Consider the following 22,632-nt stretch of genomic DNA (forward strand, 5'->3'; position numbering starts at 1 on the left):
AGTCCTCGAGTAGGGCGGGACACGTGAAATCCTGTCTGAACGTGGGGGGACCACCCTCCAAGCCTAAGTACTCCTTGTCGACCGATAGCGAACAAGTACCGTGAGGGAAAGGTGAAAAGTACCCCGACGAGGGGAGTGAAACAGTTCCTGAAACCGGATGCCTACAAACAGTTGGAGGGCGCAAGCCTGACAGCGTACCTTTTGTATAATGGGTCAGCGACTTAATTTAACGAGCAAGCTTAAGCCGGTAGGTGTAGGCGTAGCGAAAGCGAGTCTGAATAGGGCGCCCTAGTTCGTTGGATTAGACCCGAAACCGAGTGATCTAGCCATGGCCAGGTTGAAGGTGCGGTAACACGCACTGGAGGACCGAACCCACGCCTGTTGAAAAAGTCGGGGATGAGCTGTGGCTAGGGGTGAAAGGCCAATCAAACTCGGAAATAGCTGGTTCTCCGCGAAATCTATTTAGGTAGAGCGTCGGATGAATACTCTCGGGGGTAGAGCACTGGATGGGCTATGGGGGCTTACCGCCTTACTGATCCTAACCAAACTCCGAATACCGAGAAGTACTATCCGGCAGACACACAGTGGGTGCTAACGTCCATTGTGGAGAGGGAAACAACCCTGACCGCCAGTTAAGGTCCCTAAGTTATGGCTAAGTGGGAAAGGATGTAGAACTCCCAAAACAACCAGGATGTTGGCTTAGAAGCAGCCATCATTTAAAGAAAGCGTAACAGCTCACTGGTCTAAATAAGGGGTTCCGCGCCGAAAATGTACCGGGGCTCAAGCCATACACCGAAACTGCGGGTGCATCTTATGATGCGCGGTAGCGGAGCGTTCTGTAAGTCTGCGAAGGGGGACCCGTGAGGGCTCCTGGAGATATCAGAAGTGCGAATGCTGACATGAGTAACGATAAAGCGGGTGAGAGACCCGCTCGCCGAAAGTCCAAGGGTTCCTGCGCAACGCTAATCGGCGCAGGGTTAGCCGGCCCCTAAGGCGAGGCCGAAAGGCGTAGTCGATGGGAATGCAGTTAATATTCTGCAGCTTGGTGGTAGTGACGGATGCCGTGTGTTGTATCTCCTTATTGGATTGGGGGTGCAGCGAAGGTGTTCCAGGAAATAGCTCCACCGTATAAACCGTACCCGAAACCGACACAGGTGGACTGGTAGAGAATACCAAGGCGCTTGAGAGAACTATGCTGAAGGAACTCGGCAAAATGCTCCCGTAAGTTCGCGAGAAGGGAGACCTCACGACGGGCAACCGTTGTGGGGTGGCACAGACCAGGGGGTGGCGACTGTTTATCAAAAACACAGGGCTCTGCGAAGCCGTAAGGCGACGTATAGGGTCTGACGCCTGCCCGGTGCTGGAAGGTTAAGAGGAGGTGTGCAAGCACCGAATTGAAGCCCCAGTAAACGGCGGCCGTAACTATAACGGTCCTAAGGTAGCGAAATTCCTTGTCGGGTAAGTTCCGACCTGCACGAATGGCGTAACGACTTCCCCGCTGTCTCCAGCATAGACTCAGTGAAATTGAATTCCCCGTGAAGATGCGGGGTTCCTGCGGTCAGACGGAAAGACCCCGTGCACCTTTACTACAGCTTCACACTGGTATTCGTCACGACATGTGTAGGATAGGTGGTAGACGTTGAAGCAGGAGCGCCAGCTCTTGTGGAGTCACCCTTGAAATACCACCCTTGTCGTCATGGATATCTAACCGCGGTACAACAATATCCGGGACCGTGTGTGGCGGGTAGTTTGACTGGGGCGGTCGCCTCCCAAATGGTAACGGAGGCGCGCGAAGGTGGGCTCAGAGCGGTCGGAAATCGCTCGTTGAGTGCAATGGCATAAGCCTGCCTGACTGCGAGACTGACAAGTCGAGCAGAGTCGAAAGACGGCCATAGTGATCCGGTGGTCCCTCGTGGAAGGGCCATCGCTCAACGGATAAAAGGTACGCCGGGGATAACAGGCTGATGATGCCCAAGAGTCCATATCGACGGCATTGTTTGGCACCTCGATGTCGACTCATCACATCCTGGGGCTGGAGCAGGTCCCAAGGGTTTGGCTGTTCGCCAATTAAAGTGGTACGTGAGTTGGGTTCAGAACGTCGCGAGACAGTTCGGTCCCTATCTGCCGTGGGTGTAGGAGAATTGAGAGGATCTGTCCCTAGTACGAGAGGACCGGGATGGACGTACCTCTGGTGGACCTGTTGTGGCGCCAGCCGCATTGCAGGGTAGCTATGTACGGAAGGGATAACCGCTGAAAGCATCTAAGCGGGAAACCCACCTCAAAACCAGTTCTCCCTGAAGAGCCGTGGAAGACCACCACGTCGATAGGAAGCGTGTGGAAGTGCGGCAACGCATGAAGCTTAGCTTTACTAATAGCTCGTTCGGCTTGATCCTCTCATTAGTCAATGTTCATCTTTTGGATGCGCCCCTGGCGCATCAAAAAGATCATTTTAAGTGCGCTACCGCCCTTCGGGCTGCTTGAGCGCGTTTGAAATGATCCATACGGCCAACGTCCTGGAACCTTCGTCCCAGGCGAGGCCGACAAAAACATCAAAAAAATATATAGACCAGTTCACGCAAATTGCGCTTCGCCGGCCTGGTGGCCCTAGCGGGGAGCCCCCACCCGATCCCATCCCGAACTCGGCCGTGAAACTCCCCAGCGCCAATGGTACTGCATCTTAAGGTGTGGGAGAGTAGGTCGCCGCCAGGCCTGCCAATCGCAATTTGAAACATCTTCAACTTGTTTGCCGCTCACGCGCGCACCGCCCTAAAGGGCTGCGCTCCGCGCGGGCGGCCTGACCGGCCGGCGGCCACTCGGCCTTGCCTCCGCTGCGCTCCGGATCTCTTATCCCATATCAGCGCAGTCTTCCGGTCAAACCGAAACATAAGGGTATGCCCAAAAGGCACCAAACCCAGTTTGACCAAACGCCCAGCGCGCCAAGGACAAACAAAAAAACAACGCGGGATGGAGCAGCCCGGTAGCTCGTCAGGCTCATAACCTGAAGGTCGCAGGTTCAAATCCTGCTCCCGCAACCAAATAAAATAGATAATTTAACAACTTAGATAGTTTGTTGGTTTCTGAAGTTTTGTTCCCGCACAGCTAAACGCACAGGTTTAGCGGTTTCTTACTTCGCCGATCGATGATTGAATGCATCTATGGCGTTCTTCAGATGGTCGGGACAATGGTGGCCGTAGACTTTCTCCACCATTTGCGCAGACATCCCTACAAATCCACCAGTATCCCAGGTTGATACCCCATTTTGAAGCAGCCAAGTGACACACGTGTGTCTCAAGGTGTGCGGAATAAGATCATCTAATCCAGTTGCCGCCGTAGCGTTGCCGAATGCGCGTTTGACGCTGGTCCTGATGGGACGTCCTGCGAACTCTACGAAATGGGTATTCATCAACCCTTTTGAATGCCACCTTTTCATGTGGGCAAATAGTCGTCGGGGGATTGGGTTTGGCGGTTGGCGTTTCTTCGTCTTCTTTTTTCCATAGGGGAGGCGGTAAAAGATACCGTGTTCAAGATCGACGTAGGCATGCCCGGGAGCTCTGTAAGGCGAGGCCGCGAAAATGGCGCCTGTACGCGATCCGGTATACAAGCCGATTAGGATCACTCTAACCAAATGTCGAAGTGGATAGGAATTTGTTTCGACTTTTTCGCATCCCGGTCGGTTCTTGTGACGCGCCTGTTTAGCCCGATGCCGCCAACAATACCAAAGCAATCGGGCGGCTTCATTTCTTGTCAGATATCTTTCTCTTGGTTGGTGTGGGTCTGGTAAAAAAAATTTCACGCTTCCCTCGTGGAGCCCATCATGTTCATGCAGGTTCACAGCAGCTCGGAGTATGCACAATAGATTTCGCGCAGATTTTCCCTCTCGTAGATCGGCATATTCGCGACAGGTAGCGGGGGTTATGTAAGCGATGATCTTATCACCCCAGTAATCATTTAGAGTTTCAATCGTGTAGTCTAGTTCATGCCGTTTGAGGTGCTTTGGTCTTTTGACGGAATAATAATAAGCGAGTACGCGTGAAATCTCCGTATTTTTTATGCCGGCATTCACAACGTGTTGTCGCCGTTGTTTGGCGATGATGTATTCGGCTAGTTTTCCTTCAGCTTTTTCAATTTCACCCTCAAAGCATCCTGTGGAGACATACCTGTCTCCATCTCTGATGATGTATTTCCCTCTTTCAAGAAGCTTCCCCTTTTTATCGTAACGGCTTTTCCTGAATTGGAGTCTCGGTCCTTTTGCTCTACGCGACATTTCACCCTCATTTCTTCAATGTACTCGATTGTTGTGAAATACCGCCCCGCAATTAGCTCAGCTCGCAAAAGCCCTCGATGGATGAGGTTCCTTAGGCTGTTTTCCGATATGCCTCCTTCCGGGAAGGCGATCTCAGCCGCCGTCTTGAGGCGTAACGGTGAGTTTCTACTGAGCTTTCCGACGTGCATTGATTACCTCCGGATATGTGGCGGGGAAGTAAGACACGAGCAATTGTAGCAAAAGCAAAGTAAAAAAAGAATAAAAAAGTCTATTGGTGATAAATGTTGACAAAAAACAGTTTTATATGAAGCGAATAGTAAGTTTAGACTCCTCATCAGCAAGGAATAAATCCTTCAAATATTATTCTTCTAGGGATTCAAATCTTGTTTCGATTGGGTGGAGTGAACGGGTAGGGATTCGTGCACGGGACGCAATTTGCGGTGCAAGATGCCCGCTCTCTCGATTAGTTGCCGTCCGAGAGGTTTCTTGCAGGCGGACACAAATCGGTCGGGGAAAGTAGATTACCGTATAAGTGATCGAGGAGCCGCAGCGCTTTTCATCACCTGATTGATTGGCATGAAAGGACGAACTAAAATCGGCAATGGCGTGAGCATATGAGATGATCAAGATGAGCACCAAAAAGCCCAAGAAGACGATTACGGAAATCCTTCGAGATGGCGACGGTCTCGGAGGATTACGTTTGCCTGCCAAGCCCGTTGACGGCCGGCGTAAACGTCCCGCACCTCCCAAAATATCAAAAATTGTCAAATCGGCTTTCTCAAAACCCGTGAGTTCGTCCGACGAGGGCTAATTGCTTGGGGAATGCAGACGAGCGATGTTGGAGTGGCGTTTCCATCAACTTTCCGGCTTCAGAACGTCCGGAAAGGGCGAACGACATCTTGAACCGAATCCCAGAGAGACGCCGTCAGGGCAACGACTGAAACCCTCCTTAACGGAAAATTCTTCTCATCCCAAGAAAACGACGTCGCAACTAAGGCAATGTTGACAAACAAGGATTCGAGACATCCACAGGAAATGTTCTCAGCCCCTCCGGAAATTGGAAAACAGTCGCTGTAAGACTCTCATATCAGCCGGATGACGCCAAGTCGGCCGCAATTCGACTTCAGAAACCGAAACGATTTCAAACTGATAAGGGATTCGCCGTGATCTTGTCAGAGCGGCGGAGTGTGTCTGATGCGATACAAACTAGAATCTCTCTCCCTCTCCCAAAAGCACAAACTGGCGCAAGTCGGTTTATCAAGAATGTTCCAATCTCGCGTGGGATGCCGAATCCCGGAAACACACGAGCTCGAATTTGGTTTTCCGCCGTGCGGAGACAGCATCGTTACCGATGCCGTGCGCTTTCTCGACAAGCTACGCGGCCTTGCACCTGAATTTGCAATTACGCAGCAGCAAATTGACCACCTTCGAGAGACCGACGCCAAAACGTGCGTGGAGTTTTGTAAACGGGTCTTTCTTGAAACGAATGAGGCGAATTTACAGGGCAGTGAATACTTCCCTGAAATAAAAAAGCGATGCGTGATTTATGAAAAACGTCTGGAACTGGAAGGCCAGGAGGAAACTGATTGTCTCGAGAATTTGGTCCGGTGCATGGAGCTGCTTTCTCTAAACTTGTCTGGGGTCATCAGAAAAATTGAAGAGAACAAAGGTCAAGACAACCAAAGAGACGAGGATTTAGAATATCTATCAAAGCTCTCTACGAAGGCGTTGCTGGATCTTGGTTCCTCATTCTATGAAATATTTCTAATAGACGGGTCTCTCGCTGGAGATGCGTCTGGCGAGATGATTGAATCCCTGCGTAATTTTCAACAAATCAAACACCTGGGTTTGTACTTTTAACGTGCCTCATTGAGTGGAAAAGCACACCTTCTTATTGGGAACGATGGAATAGCGCTCAAGCTGTATCTGCTTACTTCTCGCGCGACATTCTTTTTTCTGATGGCGACTGACGCCACCGAATAAGTTGGGCCTTATCGAACCGCAAGTGAAGAAATTCATGAGTTCGACCAGGCGGCCTTTTCAGACCCCACAGTTTTCTTTTGGAACCGAAACACACGGTTGTTTCGGAACAGGTCTCATCATGCCAATTCTCAGACGCAATACGAACATTACCCGGGCGAGTGTAACCAAGTCAGTCAGCCATTTTATGGCCTATTGCGGATTTGTCCGGGCGACAAGAGCATGTCACATTTTGAATGGATCAGGACCGGCGATTGTGGGCTTTGTCGTGCCAAAAGGAGCTCACATCACCTTTTACGAGACTGCTGCGATCGGGTTTTCAAACCAGCACTCGCGAAACGACGCGGTTGGGAATGGGAAGACAGTCGTTCTTACGGCATACGACCAAACCGGTTCGCGCCGGCACAGCGAATCCGATTTCGTGGACACCGTCAGTGAGTTCGACAGAATTGTTATTGTTGCCGAAAGTGAAAACGCGCTGCCTGATGCTTTCGACCTCGTCGCGGACGGGCTGATTTCCATCGGAAATGCAGTGCCGCGGGACGCAATTGCGGCGGTTCGGGTCTGCTTCCGGTGCGAGATCAATGAACAGCAGGCGAAGATTGTCGCCGATGCACCGCTGGACAAAGTTGCGCTCGCTCTCAGACCCGGCCGGAATGTTTCACAGGCGATTGCCGCAATTGAAAGGCTTCAGGCGAAGCCGCAAGTCGCGAAACAGTCAAAAGAAGGACCGGTGCTTGATGATCTTTACGGTCTCGGCGAGGCTGGAGACTGGGGGAGAGAGCTGGCGGCTGACTTCTTGGACTGGAAAGAAGGACGCATTCCGTGGAACGATGTTGATTGTGGTATTCTCGCCAGCGGCCCTCCAGGGACTGGTAAGACGACATACGCGAAGGCACTTGCCAAGACCTGCAATGTGCACCTGGTTCTCGGCTCGATCGCTCGCTGGCAGGCTTCAGGTCATCTCGGGCATATGTTGAAAGCCATGCGAAGCGCATTTGATGAAGCGCGTAAAAACGCACCAGCGATTGTCTTTCTTGATGAAATCGATGCCGTTGGAAATCGGGAAAATTTTTCGGGAGAAAACTCCAATTACTCAACCCAGGTCGTTGCCGCATTGCTCGAATGCATTGACGGAGCCGAAGGCAAAGAAGGGGTTGTTGTCGTCGGGGCCTGTAACTATCCCGAAAAACTCGACCCTGCCCTCATTCGTCCTGGTCGGCTAGATCGTCATATCCGATTTCCCTATCCGGACGCCGAAGCGCGGCAAGGTATCCTGAAATATCATTTAAGGGCAGATCTCGAACACACTGACCTCTCAACAATTGTGAGCCGAACGGTCGGTAGGACAGGTGCGGATCTCGAGCAGCTTGTCCGCGATGCCCGTCGTCGTGCGCGTCGCTGCCGAAGGCCAATAGAACTGACTGATCTTCAAAAATCCCTGCCGCCTCTTGTCCGAATCCCTGACCCGCTCATACACCGTTCGGCGGTACATGAAGCAGGTCACGTTTTAGTTGGAATTTCTCTCGGATTGTCACTTGTGCGAGTGACGTTGATGGATGTCTACGATCCGTTGGGACCGGAGTTGCAGGACGTGGGAGGGGCACTGTTTCGCCACGAAAGTCTGACGGAACGTACTCGTCAGGAATTCATTGACAGCATTTGCGTGGGATTGGGTGGTCTGGCGGCGGAAGAGATTATGCTTGGCGCTCGGGGAGCCGGAGGGGGCGGTGGTCCGGGATCTGATCTCCATGCTGCGACGATTGATGCCCTCCGATTGGAAGGTAGTTATGGTCTCGGTCTGGGACTGGCATACCTTTCCTCGGACAGTGAAAAAGACCTTATGTTCGTCTTGCGGACAAATCCGGCAGTCCAGGAACGAGTAAACCAATTGCTTGACGAGCAATTCAGCAGAGCAAGTGAGCTCCTTCGACACAGGCGACATGAGCTGGAACTGCTGTCCCTCGAACTCCAAAAAAAGCGAGTTCTAACTGCCGACGAGGTCAGGGAAATAGTTGAATCGCAACCGAGGTTGGCGCTCATCGATAGGTAGTCGGTTAACTTCGCACGAGCCTGGACCTCCTCGTCGGCGCGGTGCTGAGGACAACCTTCTCGCGGCGGAAGCGATCCCCTGAACCCTCTTTCTTGATCGTTCACTTGAACAGCGCGGGCACGGTGACGTGCAGATCCGACGCCTTTAAACAAAATCATCTGTACCGTAGCTACAGAGTCTAATTGTTGACAATTTGGCATTTGCATCCTACCTCTGTAGCCAAGATACAGAGTGAATGTGATGAAGCTGAGTGAAATTTGCACCATACGTACAGGCTTCACAGCCCGCAGCAGTCTCCATGAAGACGTCAATGGCGTGCTTGCCATTCAGTGGCGGGACTTTGCCGGGCGGCGTCAGATCACCGCCGACCAGTTGACCAAGGTTGATCCGGATCTGTTGGCCGAGCGCTTCATGGTGGCTGAGGGGGACGTGGTCTTTTGCTCGCGAGGAGAACGGAATATCGCGGCCGCCTTGGATAACAGCTTTGTCGAGCCTGCGCTTGTGGTTTCGCCGTTGATGGTCCTTCGGCCCGACAAGCGAAAGGTTCTTCCGGAATATCTCGCCTGGGCGATCAATCAGCCTGATGCGCAACGGTATTTCGATATGAATGCCCGAGGGACAAGCATACGGATGATCCCCAAAACGAGCCTCGAGAGGCTTGAGGTCGATATGCCAGATCTTGAAACTCAGCGGTTCATCGCTTTGGCAGATGCCATGTCGCAGCGCGAGGAAATGCTGAGTCAGCTCCTGGCTCAGAAGAAGCATGAGCTCACATCGATGATTTTGAATGATCGGGCGAAGGCCGCCCTCAAACAGAAAACGCCGGAAAGGAAGAAGTCGTGACGGACAAGGTGACGCAAGCAAGGGTGAACCAGACGGCTTGGGCGGCGTGCGACACGTTCCGGGGCGCGGTCGATGCGGGGCAGTACAAGGACTACATCCTGGTGATGCTCTTCCTGAAGTACATCTCGGACCTCTGGAACGACCATCTCGAATCCTACCGCGAACAGTACGGCGATGACGAGGCGCGCATTCGTCGACGCCTGGAGCGCGAGCGGTTCGTCCTTCCGGAAGGTTCGAGTTTCTACGACCTTTATGCCCAACGGAACGAGCCGAACATCGGCGAACTGATCAACATTGCGCTCGAAAACATTGAAGACGCAAACCGCGCCAAGCTGGAGGGAGTGTTCCGCAACATCGATTTCAATTCGGAAGCCAATCTGGGCCGTCCAAAGGATCGAAACCGCCGTTTGAAGAACGTTCTGGAGGACTTCGCGAAGCCGGAGCTCGACCTGCGTCCGTCAAAGGTGACGGAAGACATCATCGGGGAGTGCTACATCTATCTGATCTCCCGTTTCGCTTCCGACGCGGGGAAGAAAGCAGGCGAGTTCTATACACCCACCGCAGTCTCCGGTCTCCTGGCCAAGCTGGCCGCACCCGAGCCCGGCAACACCATCTGCGACCCCGCCTGTGGTTCCGGCTCACTGCTCATCCAGGCGTCTCAGGAGGTCGGGTCCGAGAACTTCGCGCTCTATGGACAGGAGGTGAACGGTGCCACCTGGGCGCTTGCGCGGATGAACATGTTTCTGCATGCACGCGACGCCGCTCGTATCGAATGGTGCGACACGCTCAACAGCCCTGCGCTGGTCGAGGGCGACCACCTGATGCGCTTCGACGTGGTGCTCGCCAATCCGCCGTTCTCGCTCGACAAGTGGGGGGCGGAAGACGCGGGGACTGATCAGTACAGGCGTTTCTGGCGCGGCGTGCCACCTAAGTCCAAGGGCGACTACGCCTTCATCACCCACATGATCGAGATCGCCAAGAGGCAGTCCGGCCGGGTCGCGGTGATCGTACCGCACGGCGTTCTGTTCCGTGGCGGTGCCGAAGGGCGTATCCGGCAACAGCTGATCGAGGAGAACCTGCTCGACGCAGTCGTCGGCCTGCCAGCAAACCTGTTCACCACCACGGGGATTCCAGTCGCCATCCTGATCTTCGATCGATCCCGTGAGGAAGGGGGCGCGAACGAGGACCGGCGTGACGTGCTGTTCATCGACGCCAGCAAGGAGTTCACGCCGGGCAAGACCCAGAATGTGATGGACGAGGAGCATGTGGCCAAGGTGCTGGAGACCTATCGGACCCGCGGCGAGATCGAGCGGTATTCGCACCGGGCGACCCCTGAGGAGATTGCCGAGAACGGCTTCAACCTGAACATTCCCCGCTACGTCGACACCTTCGTGCCTGAGGAAGCGATCGACGTCGCCGCGGTGCAGAAGGACATCCTGCGGATCGAGGCCGAGCTGGCCGAGGTTAGGGCGAAGATGGAGGGGTATCTGAAGGAGCTTGGCGTTAATGCATAAGGGGCATGCCCGCCGTTCGATCGGTGATCTCTGCGACTTCTTCAACGGAAACGGCTTTCGCCCGCCCGATTGGAGTGCTTCGGGGCTGCCGATCATTCGGATCCAGAATCTGAACGGATCGCAGAACTTTAACTACTTCGACGGAGCGCCGAAACCGAAATGGATCGTCGAACCCGGGGCCTTGCTTTTTGCATGGGCTGGGGTCAAAGGTGTTTCATTCGGCCCTACTATTTGGCCAGGGCCTCGCGGGGTCCTCAACCAGCACATTTTCCGTGTCGTGCCCAAGAGTGGCATCGATAAGTACTGGCTCTATCTCGCCTTGCAGGTCGCCACTCGCCGTATCGAAGCGAACGCACACGGTTTCAAATCGTCCCTCGTCCATGTCCAGAAGGATGACATCACCAACCAGGTCGTTGATCTTCCTCCGTTGCATGAGCAACGCAAAATCGCTGAGGTCTTGCGCACATGGGGAGGGGGACTCGAAAAGCTCACCGCCCTCCGCGCGGCGAAGCTGCATCGCATCTCCTCGCTGCGACAGCTACTGTTTGAGGCAGAGTACGCCTCCCACAACCGCCTCCAACGAGCCAAGGATCTGTTCGAGACGGTGTCGGAACGTGCGCGCCCGGATTTGCCGCTTCTCGCGGTAATGCAGGATATCGGGATCGTGCGCCGCGACGAACTTGATCGGCGCGTGGCGATGCCAGACGGGGACACCTCAAGCTACAAGGTGGTCCGTCCGGGCGATTTCGTGATCAGCCTGCGTTCCTTCGAAGGTGGGCTTGAATACTCCCGTATCATCGGGCTGGTCAGCCCGGCCTACACGGTCCTGCGGCCCACTTCCGATTTGACCGGCGATTATTACCGCCACTTCTTCAAGTCGCGGAGCTTCATCGGCCGCCTCGATAGGCTGATCTTCGGCATCCGCGACGGCAAACAGATCTCGTTCCGCGACTTCGGGGACATGTACATTCCAGCCCCACCCCTTGCAGAGCAGGAAGCGCACGCCCGTGTCCTAAGTTCACTCGAAGCCGACCTCGCCCTCGAAGATGAACGGATCGCAGCCTTGGCCCGCCAGAAACGCGGGCTAATGCAGAAGCTGCTGTCGGGCGAATGGCGGGTTGAGGGGGATTTGAAAAATGCCTAAGCGCAAATCCACCAGGACCCTGAACGTTCGGCTGCTTCGAACAACCCGAACCCCGGAAACAGCCTTTTCGCCGAGTTTTGCTATTGGGGAGGCGCGCGCACTTGAACAGCGTCCGTGGGATGGAGTCGATGGCGCTTCCCTTTTCATAGGACAGGTTTACGCGAACCCGCCCGGCTGGACGGATTTTCTTGCCGAAGGCAGCGCTGATCTGCCCACGGACATGATCACAAGCGGTGCTGGCGCAGTGTTGTTCTTGCCCGTTAAAGATCGCACGGTGGCTGTCTGTTTTGGGCATGTGCATCTTGCCTTGAATGACGATGCCTTCGAGCGGCAGTTTGGTCTCAAGGTCACTTTGAACAGCGTGCCGAGGGGCAATATCCGAACGCTAGATCTGGCAACGCCGGACGCCGTGACGTTCCAGAAGCGTGTTCAAGCCAGCAAGGATAGCGACGTTCAAGCATTTGGGGTCGATATGTTGCGAGACCTAGCGCGCGTTGCTGGCGGTACACCGAAGGACGAGGCTTTTGCCAAGTTTGTAGCGGGCAAGGATGCCGTCTCCATTACATGCGAAGTCGAACCCGCAAACATTCATGAAAAATGTGCCGAAATCGTCCGCGCCTACAAGAAAAAGGACTATCAGAAGGAATTTGCGTGGGTCGACAATATGCGTGTCGTTCACGAGAGGGATGTCATTGAAGCTCTCGACGTTCGCTTGTTTGAAGCCATTTGTAATCTGCGTGATGGCAAGGTCTCCGACCTACACATGGCGCCGCCGGAGGTCGTCAACTACACGGAAGGTAGCCAGTTGCATTACAACGGCTTTGGAAGCCACGGCAAGACGTTCCATAGCCTGTCCATCGATGACTACGTGTCCGAACTCGAACGTTGCAATTTTGAAGGTGACATTGATGACGTCAAAGGGGCGCATCGCATCAAGGCAAAGGGCGACAGCGAGGAAGAATTTTCCGAGAAGTGGCGGGTTTACGATTGCTTCGTCTTTGAGACATCATTGGGAACCGGCGCTTCGCAACAGCACTACGTGCTCTTTGCTGGCGATTGGTATCAGGTCGAGAAAAAATTCAAAAAGCAGATTGAGGACTTCTTTGACGCAACTGAGAAAGTTTCAATCATCGGCGCTACAGAATGCAGGAATGAGGAAGAGCTGATTACCGATCTGCACGCGAATAGAACAGATCTCCTCAAGCTGGACCAGGAGAAGATCAACCCGGCGGATGTTCGATACGCTAATCTTGAACCGTGCGACTTTTTTTCCGAACACAAGGAGTTCGTTCACCTGAAGGATGGACATTCGTCCGGTCCGATTAGCCATTTATGGTCTCAAGGTGTCGTGAGCGCAGAAGCCTTTATCAGTGATGCCGAATTCCGGAAAAAGCTGAGGTCGAAGGTCAAATCCTTTGGCCGCGGATTTGAAATCCATCTTCCAAAAAGCACCGACAAAGTTGTCCGGGACGATTTCAAGGTCGTATTCGGCATCATGCGCAAGCCATACAAGGACGGGTCACTGGGCCTGCCGTTCTTCAGTAAAGTAAGTTTCCAGACTGCCGCGATCCGTATCCAACAACAATTCGGGATTCCCGTTGCGATCGAACTGATTGAAAAACCGGCGTCGGAAGTTGCTGGTACAGAGGACGACGGAGACGACGAATGACCTTCGACGCCGCCGAGAAACACCAGTCCCAAATTCCCGCGCTTCAGCTCCTCGTCGCTCTTGGCTTCAAGCCATTGTCACAGGCCGAGGCTTTCCATCTGCGCGGCGGACGCCTTCGGAACGTTGTTCTCGACGACGTACTTGCCGAGCAGCTGATGCGCATCAATCGTTTCACGCACCGGGGACGCGAGTACGCGTTCGACCTTGAGGACGCCCACGAGGCGATGCGGCGGCTGAAACCCACGCCGGATCGCTTGAAGGGTCTCCGTGGCACGAACCAGGACATTTACGACACGCTCGTTCTCGGCACGACGATAACGAAATCCATCGACGGAGACTCGAAGAGCTATTCGTTCCGGTACATCGACTGGGAGATGCCCGGGAACAACGTCTTCCACGTCACCGCCGAGTTCGCGGTCGAGAAGACTGCGTCGAGCCAGACCAAGCGTTGCGACATCGTCGCCTTCGTGAACGGTATTCCGTTCCTGGTGATCGAGAACAAGCGTCCGACCGAAAGTCTCAAGAAAGCCGCCAGTCAGCTGATTGGTTATCAAAGCGAAGACAATATCCCCCAGCTCTTCCACTTTGCCCAGTTTCTCATGACGATGAACCGGCTGGAGACCCGCTACGCAACAGTCGGCACTCCTCCGAAATTCTGGCACACCTGGAAAGACGAGGTTGATAGCGAAGCTGACATTTTGGCTCGCAAGTCACAGGAGCCGGATGGCTCTAGCGTTCATGATATTTTTGGTCTCGCCAACCCTGACGAAAATCTCGCAGACTTGGTCAATCGCCCGATGGGGTTTGCCGAGGAGCAAGCTGTTTTCTCAGGTGGCTTCGCATCCGCACATGAGCACTTCCGCGGCATGCGAGAAGACGGTGCACGCGAGGTATCCGTCCAGGATCGCGCAATCCATGCGCTCTGCCGCCCGGAACGCCTGCTGGACCTGATCCGGCGCTTCACCGTCTTCGACGGCGGTGTCAGGAAAATCGCACGCCATCAGCAATATTTTGGCATCCGAAGTGCCATCGAGAGGGTCAAGCAATTCGACATTCAGGGCGCGCGTAAGGGCGGCGTCATCTGGCACACGCAGGGCTCGGGAAAGTCGCTGACGATGGTCATGCTCGGACGCGCATTGGCGATGGACCAGTCCATTCAGAACCCGCGCATCATCATCGTCACCGACAGAGACGATCTCGACAAGCAGATCAAGGGGACCTTCAAGTCCTGTGACATGGAACCTGTGAGGGCAACCAGTGGTTCCCACCTAGGCACCCTCATTCGAAACAAGACGCCTTTGATCACGACCATCATCAACAAGTTCGACACTGCTCTCAGGAGCAGTGAGCTCGTGGACGATGACCCGAATATTTTCGTTCTGATCGATGAAAGTCACCGAACCCAAACTGGAACCTACGGTGGTCATAGCCAGTTTGCGACGAAGATGCGCAGGCTTCTGCCAAGGGCTTGCTATCTTGGTTTCACCGGCACCCCTTTGTTGAAAAAGGACAAGAATACCCTCTCCACCTTCGGTGGCTTGATCCACAAATATACGATTGACGAGGCCGTTGCGGATGAAGCGGTGGTACCGCTCCTTTACGAAGGCCGGTTGGTCGAGCAGCAAATCGCCGGAGATGTAATTGATCGCTGGTTTGACAAAATCAGCGAAGGACTGTCCGACCAGCAGAAAACCGATCTGAAGCGTAAATTCTCGCGCATGGATGTTCTCGCAAAGACGGAGCAATCCATCCGCGCGAAGGCATTCGATATATCGGAGCATTTTCGCAAGTTCTGGCAAGGCTCCGGTTTCAAGGCACAACTTGTGGCGCCGTCAAAAGCGTCTGCCGTTCGTTTCAAACAGGTTCTCGACGAGATCGGGCATGTGACCAGTGAGGTCGTGATTTCGTCTCCGGATGAAAATGAAGAGAACGAGGAAGTCGATAAGGAGTCCCGCGATCTCGTCCGGAAATTTTGGGTCGAGATGATGAAGCGGTTCAAAACGGAAGGGGCCTACAACGAGGAACTCATGGAGGCTTTCAAGGGATCCGGGGATCCTGAAATCCTTATCGTCGTTTCCAAGTTGCTCACCGGTTTCGACGCTCCACGGAATACGGTTCTATATCTTTGTAAATCGCTGAAGGAACACACGCTTCTCCAGGCGATCGCGCGCGTGAACCGCATCTTCGACGAAGATGGGCCCGAGAAGCCGTTTGGCTATATCATCGACTACGAAGGATTGCTTGGTGAACTGGACAGCGCACTTACCACATACAGCGCCTTCGATGGGTATGATGCGGCTGACCTGGCCGGGACTGTTCACGACGTCCGCGAGGAGATCCGAAAACTCCCCCAGCTCCATGACCAATTGTGGGACCTGTTCAAGCCGATCCGGAATAAGAAGGACATGGAGGCCTTCGAACAGCTCCTCGGTGACGAAGCGCTTCGGCAGGAGTTTTACACGCGATTGCGGTCCTTCGGGCGTTGCCTCCACATTGCCCTGTCTTCGGACAAGCTGCTCGACGTATTCGACGAAGCAAGAATTGACGCGCTGAAACGGGACTGGAAGCAGTTCACGGAATTGCGGCGATCCGTCCAGCTCCGCTATCAGGAAACCGTCGACGTCAAAGAATTCGAACCGAAGATCCAGAAGCTCCTGGACGATCATATCGTCGCGATGCCGGCCGAAACGATAATCGATCTTGTCAACATTAATGACCAGGACGCTCTTCAGGCCATTGTAGGAGAGAAAGGGACGTCCGACGCCTCCAAGGCGGATCGGATCGCCAGCGCAACACGGCGCACGATCACCGAGAAGATGGACGAAGATCCGACGTTTTATCGGCGCTTCTCCGAACTGCTTGAGGAGTCGATCCGGGATTACCGTTCCAAGCGACTTTCCGAACGCGAATACCTCGCGAACGTGATCGACCTTGCGAACAAAGTGGCAAAGAAGGATCGCGGACGGAACATTCCTGAAGCCCTCAAGGGTGATGACGACGGACAGGCCTTTTTCGGCATCCTCGAGGATCGTCTCGTTGGACCGGACGGCAACGTTCTTGCGACAGATCAGACGGCGGAAGCCGCCCTGGATATCATCCGGATCATCAGGGAGCACCATATCGTGGACGTATGGTCCAACGAGGTGGCGCAAAACAATATGCGCAATGCCATTGATGATTACTTTTTCGATGTTCTGAGAGATGAGCGTGGCATTAATCTTCCGGTGGAAGTCCTGGATGATCTCGAACTGAAACTCATGGATTTGGCGCGTGCACGGTTTCCGGGATGACCATTGAACCGCACCGGATCAGCTTCGGCAGTGAGACGATCGAATTCACGATCGTCAGGCGTGATCGCAAGACGCTGGAAATTGCCGTGGAGCCCGACACAAGTGTCGTCGTTGCGGCTCCAAACGATGCAAGCCTTGAAGCAATCGAAGCCAAGCTTCAAAAGCGGGGTGCCTGGATCCTCAGGCAAAGGCGATACTTCGCGCAATTCCTACCGCGAAGACCCGCTCGAAAATACGTGCCCGGAGAGACGCACCTTTATCTCGGCCGTCAGTATCGACTAAAAGTCGTCCCCCATATTCAGCAGGAGGTGAAACTTCTGCGCGGTTTCATCGTCGTGCAGTCGCATCGCCCCAAGCAAACCGAATTGACACGCGACCTGCTTGATGCCTGGTATAGGCGACGAGCGCAGATCAAGTTCAAGCAGCGGATCGAATTCAATCTGAACCGTTTCCCGGATCCGGAAGCGTATCGCCCACAGGGGCTGATCGTTCGCCAACTTTCGCAACGTTGGGGATCCATGTCGCCGGCATCACGTTTGCTCCTCAACCGTCGTCTCATTGAGGCTCCGATCGACGCGATCGACTACGTGATCACCCACGAGCTTTGCCACATCTCCGAACCTCATCACGGGCCTGCGTTTTATTCCCTGCTGGATCAGATTCTGCCCGATTGGGAAAAACGGAAGACCCGGCTCGAACGGTTCATGGCGTAGGGAAAGTCGGATTGAGCTATCTCCCTCAGCTCGCAGCATAAGAGTGGTTGCAATCAAATTGGCTCTCGCGCGCCTGTTCGGGGCATAAGCCGCGTTCCAGGGCAGTCACTTTGTTGTTTTGCGAGGTAGAGTTGCCAGTTACCGCGTTCTGAAAAATGTCGGTGATGGGGTTGCACTGAGACCCAATCTTGGATCGCCGGAGGTTGGAGTTTTCCGGCTTCTTCACGGTGATGGGCTGGGGATGCCACCGTGATTATGCAGTGCAATCGGGACGTTGTACCCGATCGCCGAATGAGGACGATCCTCATTGTAGTGTCTACGCCAATCCTCCATCTTTTCACGGGCATCTGCAAGCGTCAGAAACCAATGCATGTTCAAACATTCCGCCCGAAACTTGCTGTTGAAGGCTTCGATGAAGCCATTATCGGTTGGCTTTCCGGGCCGTGAGAAGTCGAGCGTGACGTCATTTGCATAGGCCCACAGGTCAAGATCTCGGGAGATGAATTCGCTGCCGTTGTCCACCCGGATTGTCTTCGGATAGCCAATCAGGCCGCACACCTGTTCCAGGGTCTGCACCACATCCTGGCCGCGATAGGCAAAGCGTGGATCGGTCGCCGGACAGAGCCGTGAATGGGTATCGACGATGGTCAGGATGCGCAGCTTCTTGCCTGTCGCCAACTGGTCGTGGACAAAATCCATTGCCCAGACATCGTTTGGCTCGACGGCCTCCTGGCGATCCTCCCGAAGCTTCGCTTTCACCCTTCGCTTGGGGTGCTTGTTCCTGAGCTGAAGGCCCAACTCATTGTAAATTCTGCGTGTCTTCTTCATGTTGATCAGCCAGCCCTCGCGGCGAAGCAACACATGAACGCGCCGGTAGCCGTAGCGAACCCGCGTCTCGCAGATCTCCTTGATCCGTAGTTCGAGGCCGGCCTGCCCAGTGCGGCGGGATTTGTAGTGGTAGGTCGAAGTGTCGAACTTCAGCGCCTTGCAGGCCCGTCTGATCGATATCCCCCAGTCTGCCAACATCCCGTCAACAAGCTTGCGCTTTCGGACAGGCCTCAGAGCTTTCGCCGAATAACGTCCTGAAGCATCTCGCGGTCCAATGTCAGGTCCGCCACGATCTTCTTGAGCCGATTGTTCTCGTCCTCGAGTTGCTTCAACCGACGCATCTCGTCAGGCAACAGACCCGCATACTTCTTTTTCCAGTTGAAATACGTCGCCTGGCTGATCCCGGCCTTCCGGCAGATCTCTGCAACCGGAACGCCATCGTCGCCCTGCTTCAGAATGAACGCCTTCTGTGCGTCCGAAAACTTCGATGCCTTCATCGCTTCCGCTCCTTCTCCCAGCCGGGATCCTAGCGCGGAAAACTCCAGTCAAAAACGATCCAATTTTCTGGGATCAGAGCAGGGTCGACTGAAGACTGTTCGGTTCTGGCCGAGACCCTAAGAAAGAAGACCTTCATTGACCGTGCTCAAAACGTTGCCCCCTAGAAACCGAAGTGGAATCTAAACTGAGAGGCCTGTTGGCGAAGTGGAGGCGCTGCGCAAAACATGTGGACTGAAACCGCTTGAAAAAGAAAGCCCTCCGCAATCGGGGGACGAGATCGCGGCGAAACAGGCCGCCGGAGGGGCAGGGCTCACATGGCACGAACCGGACGCTTCGGCACACGACTCATCTGCGACCGATTTCACTCAAGTAAGGTGCCTCAACTGGCGGTTTACAATGCTGCTACAACTCGGGACAAAACATCTTTGTTGTATATGGTTGTTTCTGTCGACAATACAACGAAACGTTGCTATTGTTTAGTCGCCTGATTGCTAGGGGGGCGAGCATGGCCATAAAGACTTCAGACTTGGAAACCGGAGCAGAGATGCAATATTTCCGTGTTTCTGATGAAAATTTTCGGCTGTCAAGAAGATCATTTCTTCTATCTAGTGCGGCTTTATCCGTTTCTGCGATGTCGAATTTAACCTCCTCGAGATTAAGTTTAGCAGAGACTGTTGCGCCTACGAGGAGACTCCGTGTAGCCCCTCCTATTGGTGGAGGATCGTCATTAGAAATCACGCAATCTGAAGGAACTATACTATCCGAAACATCTGGGCAGTCTATTAGTTTTCTCGGGCATAAGGCGACCGGGATCTCGGGGATAGACGATCCACGTATTCGCGTTTTGCGAGCGGATGATCAACTCGATCTCGTCTTTGATCTCGAAAACCTGCGCGTCGACTATGCAGAAGACGGATCCGCGCAGTTCAAACGGATCGCCTCGGACAACCCAGGACGCATAACGGTCTTCTTGTCAGGGCAGCATGTTTTCGAGCCGAGTTTCGTCGTTTCTGCGGATGGAGGCGACCCAATCGTGCTTCCGCCCTTACAGGTTCGGTTGGGGGACCCTGCGCGCCTTGTCTTCGAGTATCAGGGCGATGGCCCATTGCCATTTTCCATCGAGACACTCCTCGACTGGCAACGGTTCAAGTTCAAGGTGCCGACATCTCCAGTTCCCCAAAGTGCATTCCACAAGCCACTTGCCTCCGAGACAGCAATCGAGGCTCCCTACGGGCTCTACTTCGCTCCTCATGATGACCATTCTTGGCGCCAAGCGAATAAAACGATTGGCAAGAGTGGCTTTCGCGAGATTTGGCACGCGTCACTCGTGGGCGTTCCGAACGCTGAGCTGCGCTCAGGGTTCGAAAGCGCAAAAGTTATTGCGGTATGGTCCCGCAAGCATGATCCTTCACTTGGACAAGCACCGATCGATGACAGGACTCGCGAGGATATTGTCAAGCTGACGCATGGTGCCAATGTAAATGCGACGCCGATCACAGCCCATGGGTTGACGCTGACTGGGCAGGGTGCCTTTCTCAACCTACGAGCTAACTTCCCCTATGATTGCACGAGTGCTATTTCGCTCACACACGTCTCGCAACGCTCGTCTTATGGACAAGACAATGATGTCGTCATTTCCCGCCGCGGGTTCCTCTATCCGTTTGGCCATGAAGTAGAAGCTGTCTGGGCGACGACCCGAGAACCGGCCGAGGTCTTTCCCGTTGCTGGTGCACTACCGGTTGAGGGCGGCTATCTCCGCAAGAGGCTTTTCATTCAGTTCAAGCAACAGGAGCGATCCTACGCGGAAACGGCAAGCGCCGCGACCCTCCCGTTTCGGTCAATTCGCTTCGAAAGCGATCTCAGCTTACCTTTAGATGAGCCTGTTTCTGTAACAGTTTCGATAGCGAAGCCTGACGGTAGTTTATGGGCCGAGAAGGCATTCTGGCCAAGCGCGGGCGGCAAGCCCGTCATGTTCTCGGCTTTGGCAGAAGACTGGTCTGGAAAATTGGTCAGGCTGTCCGTCCCGGTCATTTTCATTGAATTTGACGCCACTTCGGCCGATGCCTCGCCTGTCGCAGAATCTGACGCGTATTGGGAGCGACTGCAACACGTACAGGCCGAATATAGGCAGAGCGGCCGAGGAGTTACGGGGGTCTACGATACCTCAGTTGCCGTCGCGGTTCCGCGGACACCGCTTGATACAAGCGTCGAGCTGATAAAAGTTCAGTTTGATGCGGTGACCGAACTTCGATCGGTTTGCCCCGCGAGCAATTCGCTTTTCGATCTGGCCGCTACCCAAATTCAGGCGCGCTTGCCCATGCTGCGGGCTACGGTGAGCGAGAGCGAAAACCTTGGCTGGTTTTCGATCTTGGACCCTGACCGTAACGACATGGAGACGTTTCTCCAGGCTGCGCCGGGGATCATTGCCGGAGATGAAAAGCGCATCCGGTTGGGCTGCTCGGGTCAAAGCGAAAAATCGGGTGGGTTCTTTTCGCTGGACATGACGGTGGGTGGCGTTTCCCGTATTTATGGTGCGACAGGACAGCAAAATACGACGACAGCCCTCGCATCTGGGGGACCTCAAACTTTCAATCCACTCGACTACTTTGGCGACGATACGGTTCTTTTCGGCGGGATCAAGATTAAGGATGTGCTGCAAGCGGGCCTCTCTATCGCCGAAGCACAGATGCCAAAGGTCATCCAGCGTGTAAGAGCCTATCCGGATGTCCCGGCCGAAATACGCCAGAGCATCGATTGGATGACGGAACAGTTTCAAAGCTGGCCGAACGCGAGCACCCCGATTTTTGCCGTGCAGCAGAGTTCACCGGACCTGGTTGTTGAAAGTGGAAATCCAACGCGCTTCACGTTAAGCGCTGAGACAAGCATTAGTCTTGATTCAACCTTGAGACCAAAGGCCACGGTGTCGGCCCGGCTGAGCAATTTCTCGCTCCAACTTCTGTTCGGGGGCAACGGGGTCTTAATCCGCTTCCGCTCATTCGTCTTCTTTATCGATACAGCAGGAACGACCACTTTCAGGCCTGACATCGATTCTGTCGAGCTGAAGGGCGCCATCATGGCATTCATTCAAGCTCTTCAGCAATTGTTGAAAGATATTCTCGGCGACATCGGAATTTCTATCAATCTGTTGCCGACCGGCGTTGAAATCCAACTGCCATCCTTCAACTTTCCGAGCTTGAGTTTCGGTGCTTTCCTGCTCCAGAATCTGAATATCGCCAGTTCAGTCGAAATTTCGTTCCGGTCACAGCCCACCAGTTATAAGTTCAACTTCTCCACCCCCGACAATCCCTTTACTGTCGCCGTTGGAATCTATGGCGGTGCGGGCTCCTTTGCTCTCACGGTTGATATCCGCGAAATTCGCTCCTTTTCTGCGTCTTTCGGATTCGGCGCCTTTGCGCGACTTGATCTCGGGATCGCTTCAGGAAGTGCCGCGTTGTTGGGGGGCCTTTCATACTGGCTACAAAAGGCGGAAGTTGGCGGCGTCCCCACCACTAATATTGAATATCTGTTCTACGTTCGCGCCTATGGCTCGGTGACCGCACTCGGGTTCATCACGGTCGGCGTCGATTTCTATCTCGCGCTGGTAATAAAGACGGGAATGCCATCCTATAGCGAGGGTCTTGTCGAGGTTTCCTACTCAGTTAAAATCGGGTTCTTCAAGAAATCGTTCAAATTGACCTTCCGCCGCCGCTTCAATGGCTCTGGAGCTAGCTCTGCAATGTTTGCGTCTTCGAATCCGTCTGGCCGCACCAAGCGGGAAATACTGACGAAGTCGCAATGGACACAATATCGTCGCGCTTTTGCTGGGGGAAACTGAG

The 22,632-nt window shown here is 54.2% G+C and carries 11 protein-coding genes, 1 tRNA gene and 2 rRNA genes (1 of these 14 running past the window's edge); 12 read left to right on the plus strand and 2 right to left on the minus strand.

All coding sequences use genetic code 11. The features are described from left to right. The 3 genes from B0E33_RS14965 to B0E33_RS14975 form a co-directional block, all read left to right on the plus strand. A 23S ribosomal RNA gene (locus tag B0E33_RS14965) occupies positions 1-2,393 on the plus strand; it begins 330 nt to the left of the window's first position. A gap of 201 nt (positions 2,394-2,594) precedes the next feature. Then, positions 2,595-2,709 (plus strand): 5S ribosomal RNA (gene rrf, locus B0E33_RS14970). 249 nt (positions 2,710-2,958) lie between these two features. Continuing rightward, positions 2,959-3,035 (plus strand) — tRNA-Met (locus B0E33_RS14975). Between the two features lie 89 nt (positions 3,036-3,124). On the opposite strand, the gene B0E33_RS14980 is transcribed toward B0E33_RS14975, so the two are convergent. Beyond that, positions 3,125-4,264 carry a tyrosine-type recombinase/integrase gene (locus B0E33_RS14980; protein WP_077291628.1) on the minus strand — a complete coding sequence of 380 codons (1,140 nt, stop codon included), beginning with the start codon at positions 4,262-4,264 and terminating at the stop codon, positions 3,125-3,127. A gap of 1,194 nt (positions 4,265-5,458) precedes the next feature. Here B0E33_RS14980 and B0E33_RS14985 point away from each other — a divergent pair. The 8 genes from B0E33_RS14985 to B0E33_RS15020 all read left to right on the plus strand — a co-directional run bounded on the left by B0E33_RS14985 (position 5,459) and on the right by B0E33_RS15020 (position 17,470). Continuing rightward, positions 5,459-6,124 (plus strand): hypothetical protein, encoded by a 666-nt coding sequence (locus tag B0E33_RS14985; RefSeq protein WP_077291629.1) that lies wholly within the window; start codon positions 5,459-5,461, stop codon positions 6,122-6,124. Between the two features lie 157 nt (positions 6,125-6,281). Further along, a complete protein-coding gene (locus tag B0E33_RS14990; protein WP_077291630.1) occupies positions 6,282-8,297 on the plus strand; it encodes an AAA family ATPase in 2,016 nt (671 codons plus the stop codon). 240 nt (positions 8,298-8,537) lie between these two features. Next, entirely contained in the window at positions 8,538-9,140 is a 603-nt protein-coding gene (locus B0E33_RS14995; protein ID WP_077291631.1) for a restriction endonuclease subunit S, read from the plus strand. Continuing rightward, on the plus strand, positions 9,137-10,654 hold the full coding sequence (locus B0E33_RS15000) for a type I restriction-modification system subunit M (protein ID WP_077291632.1): 1,518 nt from the start codon (positions 9,137-9,139) through the stop codon (positions 10,652-10,654). Before B0E33_RS14995 ends, B0E33_RS15000 begins: the two co-directional genes overlap by 4 nt. After that, positions 10,647-11,798, plus strand: coding sequence for a restriction endonuclease subunit S (locus B0E33_RS15005; protein ID WP_077291633.1), 1,152 nt, complete (start codon positions 10,647-10,649; stop codon positions 11,796-11,798). Before B0E33_RS15000 ends, B0E33_RS15005 begins: the two co-directional genes overlap by 8 nt. Continuing rightward, positions 11,791-13,467 (plus strand): DUF6119 family protein, encoded by a 1,677-nt coding sequence (locus B0E33_RS15010; RefSeq protein WP_077291634.1) that lies wholly within the window; start codon positions 11,791-11,793, stop codon positions 13,465-13,467. Before B0E33_RS15005 ends, B0E33_RS15010 begins: the two co-directional genes overlap by 8 nt. After that, positions 13,464-16,757, plus strand: coding sequence for a type I restriction endonuclease subunit R (locus B0E33_RS15015; RefSeq protein WP_077291635.1), 3,294 nt, complete (start codon positions 13,464-13,466; stop codon positions 16,755-16,757). The genes B0E33_RS15010 and B0E33_RS15015 overlap by 4 nt, the downstream gene beginning before the upstream one ends. Further along, positions 16,754-17,470, plus strand: a complete 717-nt coding sequence (locus B0E33_RS15020; RefSeq protein WP_077291636.1) for a M48 family metallopeptidase — start codon at positions 16,754-16,756, stop codon at positions 17,468-17,470. Before B0E33_RS15015 ends, B0E33_RS15020 begins: the two co-directional genes overlap by 4 nt. A gap of 222 nt (positions 17,471-17,692) precedes the next feature. Here the strand turns inward: B0E33_RS15020 and B0E33_RS15025 are convergent. Next, positions 17,693-18,795 (minus strand): IS3 family transposase gene (locus tag B0E33_RS15025; RefSeq protein WP_156912411.1). Its coding sequence is split into 2 segments (ribosomal slippage): positions 17,693-18,534 and positions 18,534-18,795, totalling 1,104 coding nucleotides; the frame shifts between segments, so codons are not numbered across the junction. A gap of 506 nt (positions 18,796-19,301) precedes the next feature. On the opposite strand from B0E33_RS15025, the gene B0E33_RS15030 reads away from it, so the two are divergent. Next, on the plus strand, positions 19,302-22,631 hold the full coding sequence (locus B0E33_RS15030; RefSeq protein ID WP_156912412.1) for a hypothetical protein: 3,330 nt from the start codon (positions 19,302-19,304) through the stop codon (positions 22,629-22,631). The last annotated feature ends 1 nt before the right edge of the window (position 22,632 follow it).

Origin of the sequence: Roseibium algicola (assembly GCF_001999245.1) — a bacterium.
Classification (GTDB): Bacteria; Pseudomonadota; Alphaproteobacteria; order Rhizobiales; family Stappiaceae; genus Roseibium; species Roseibium algicola.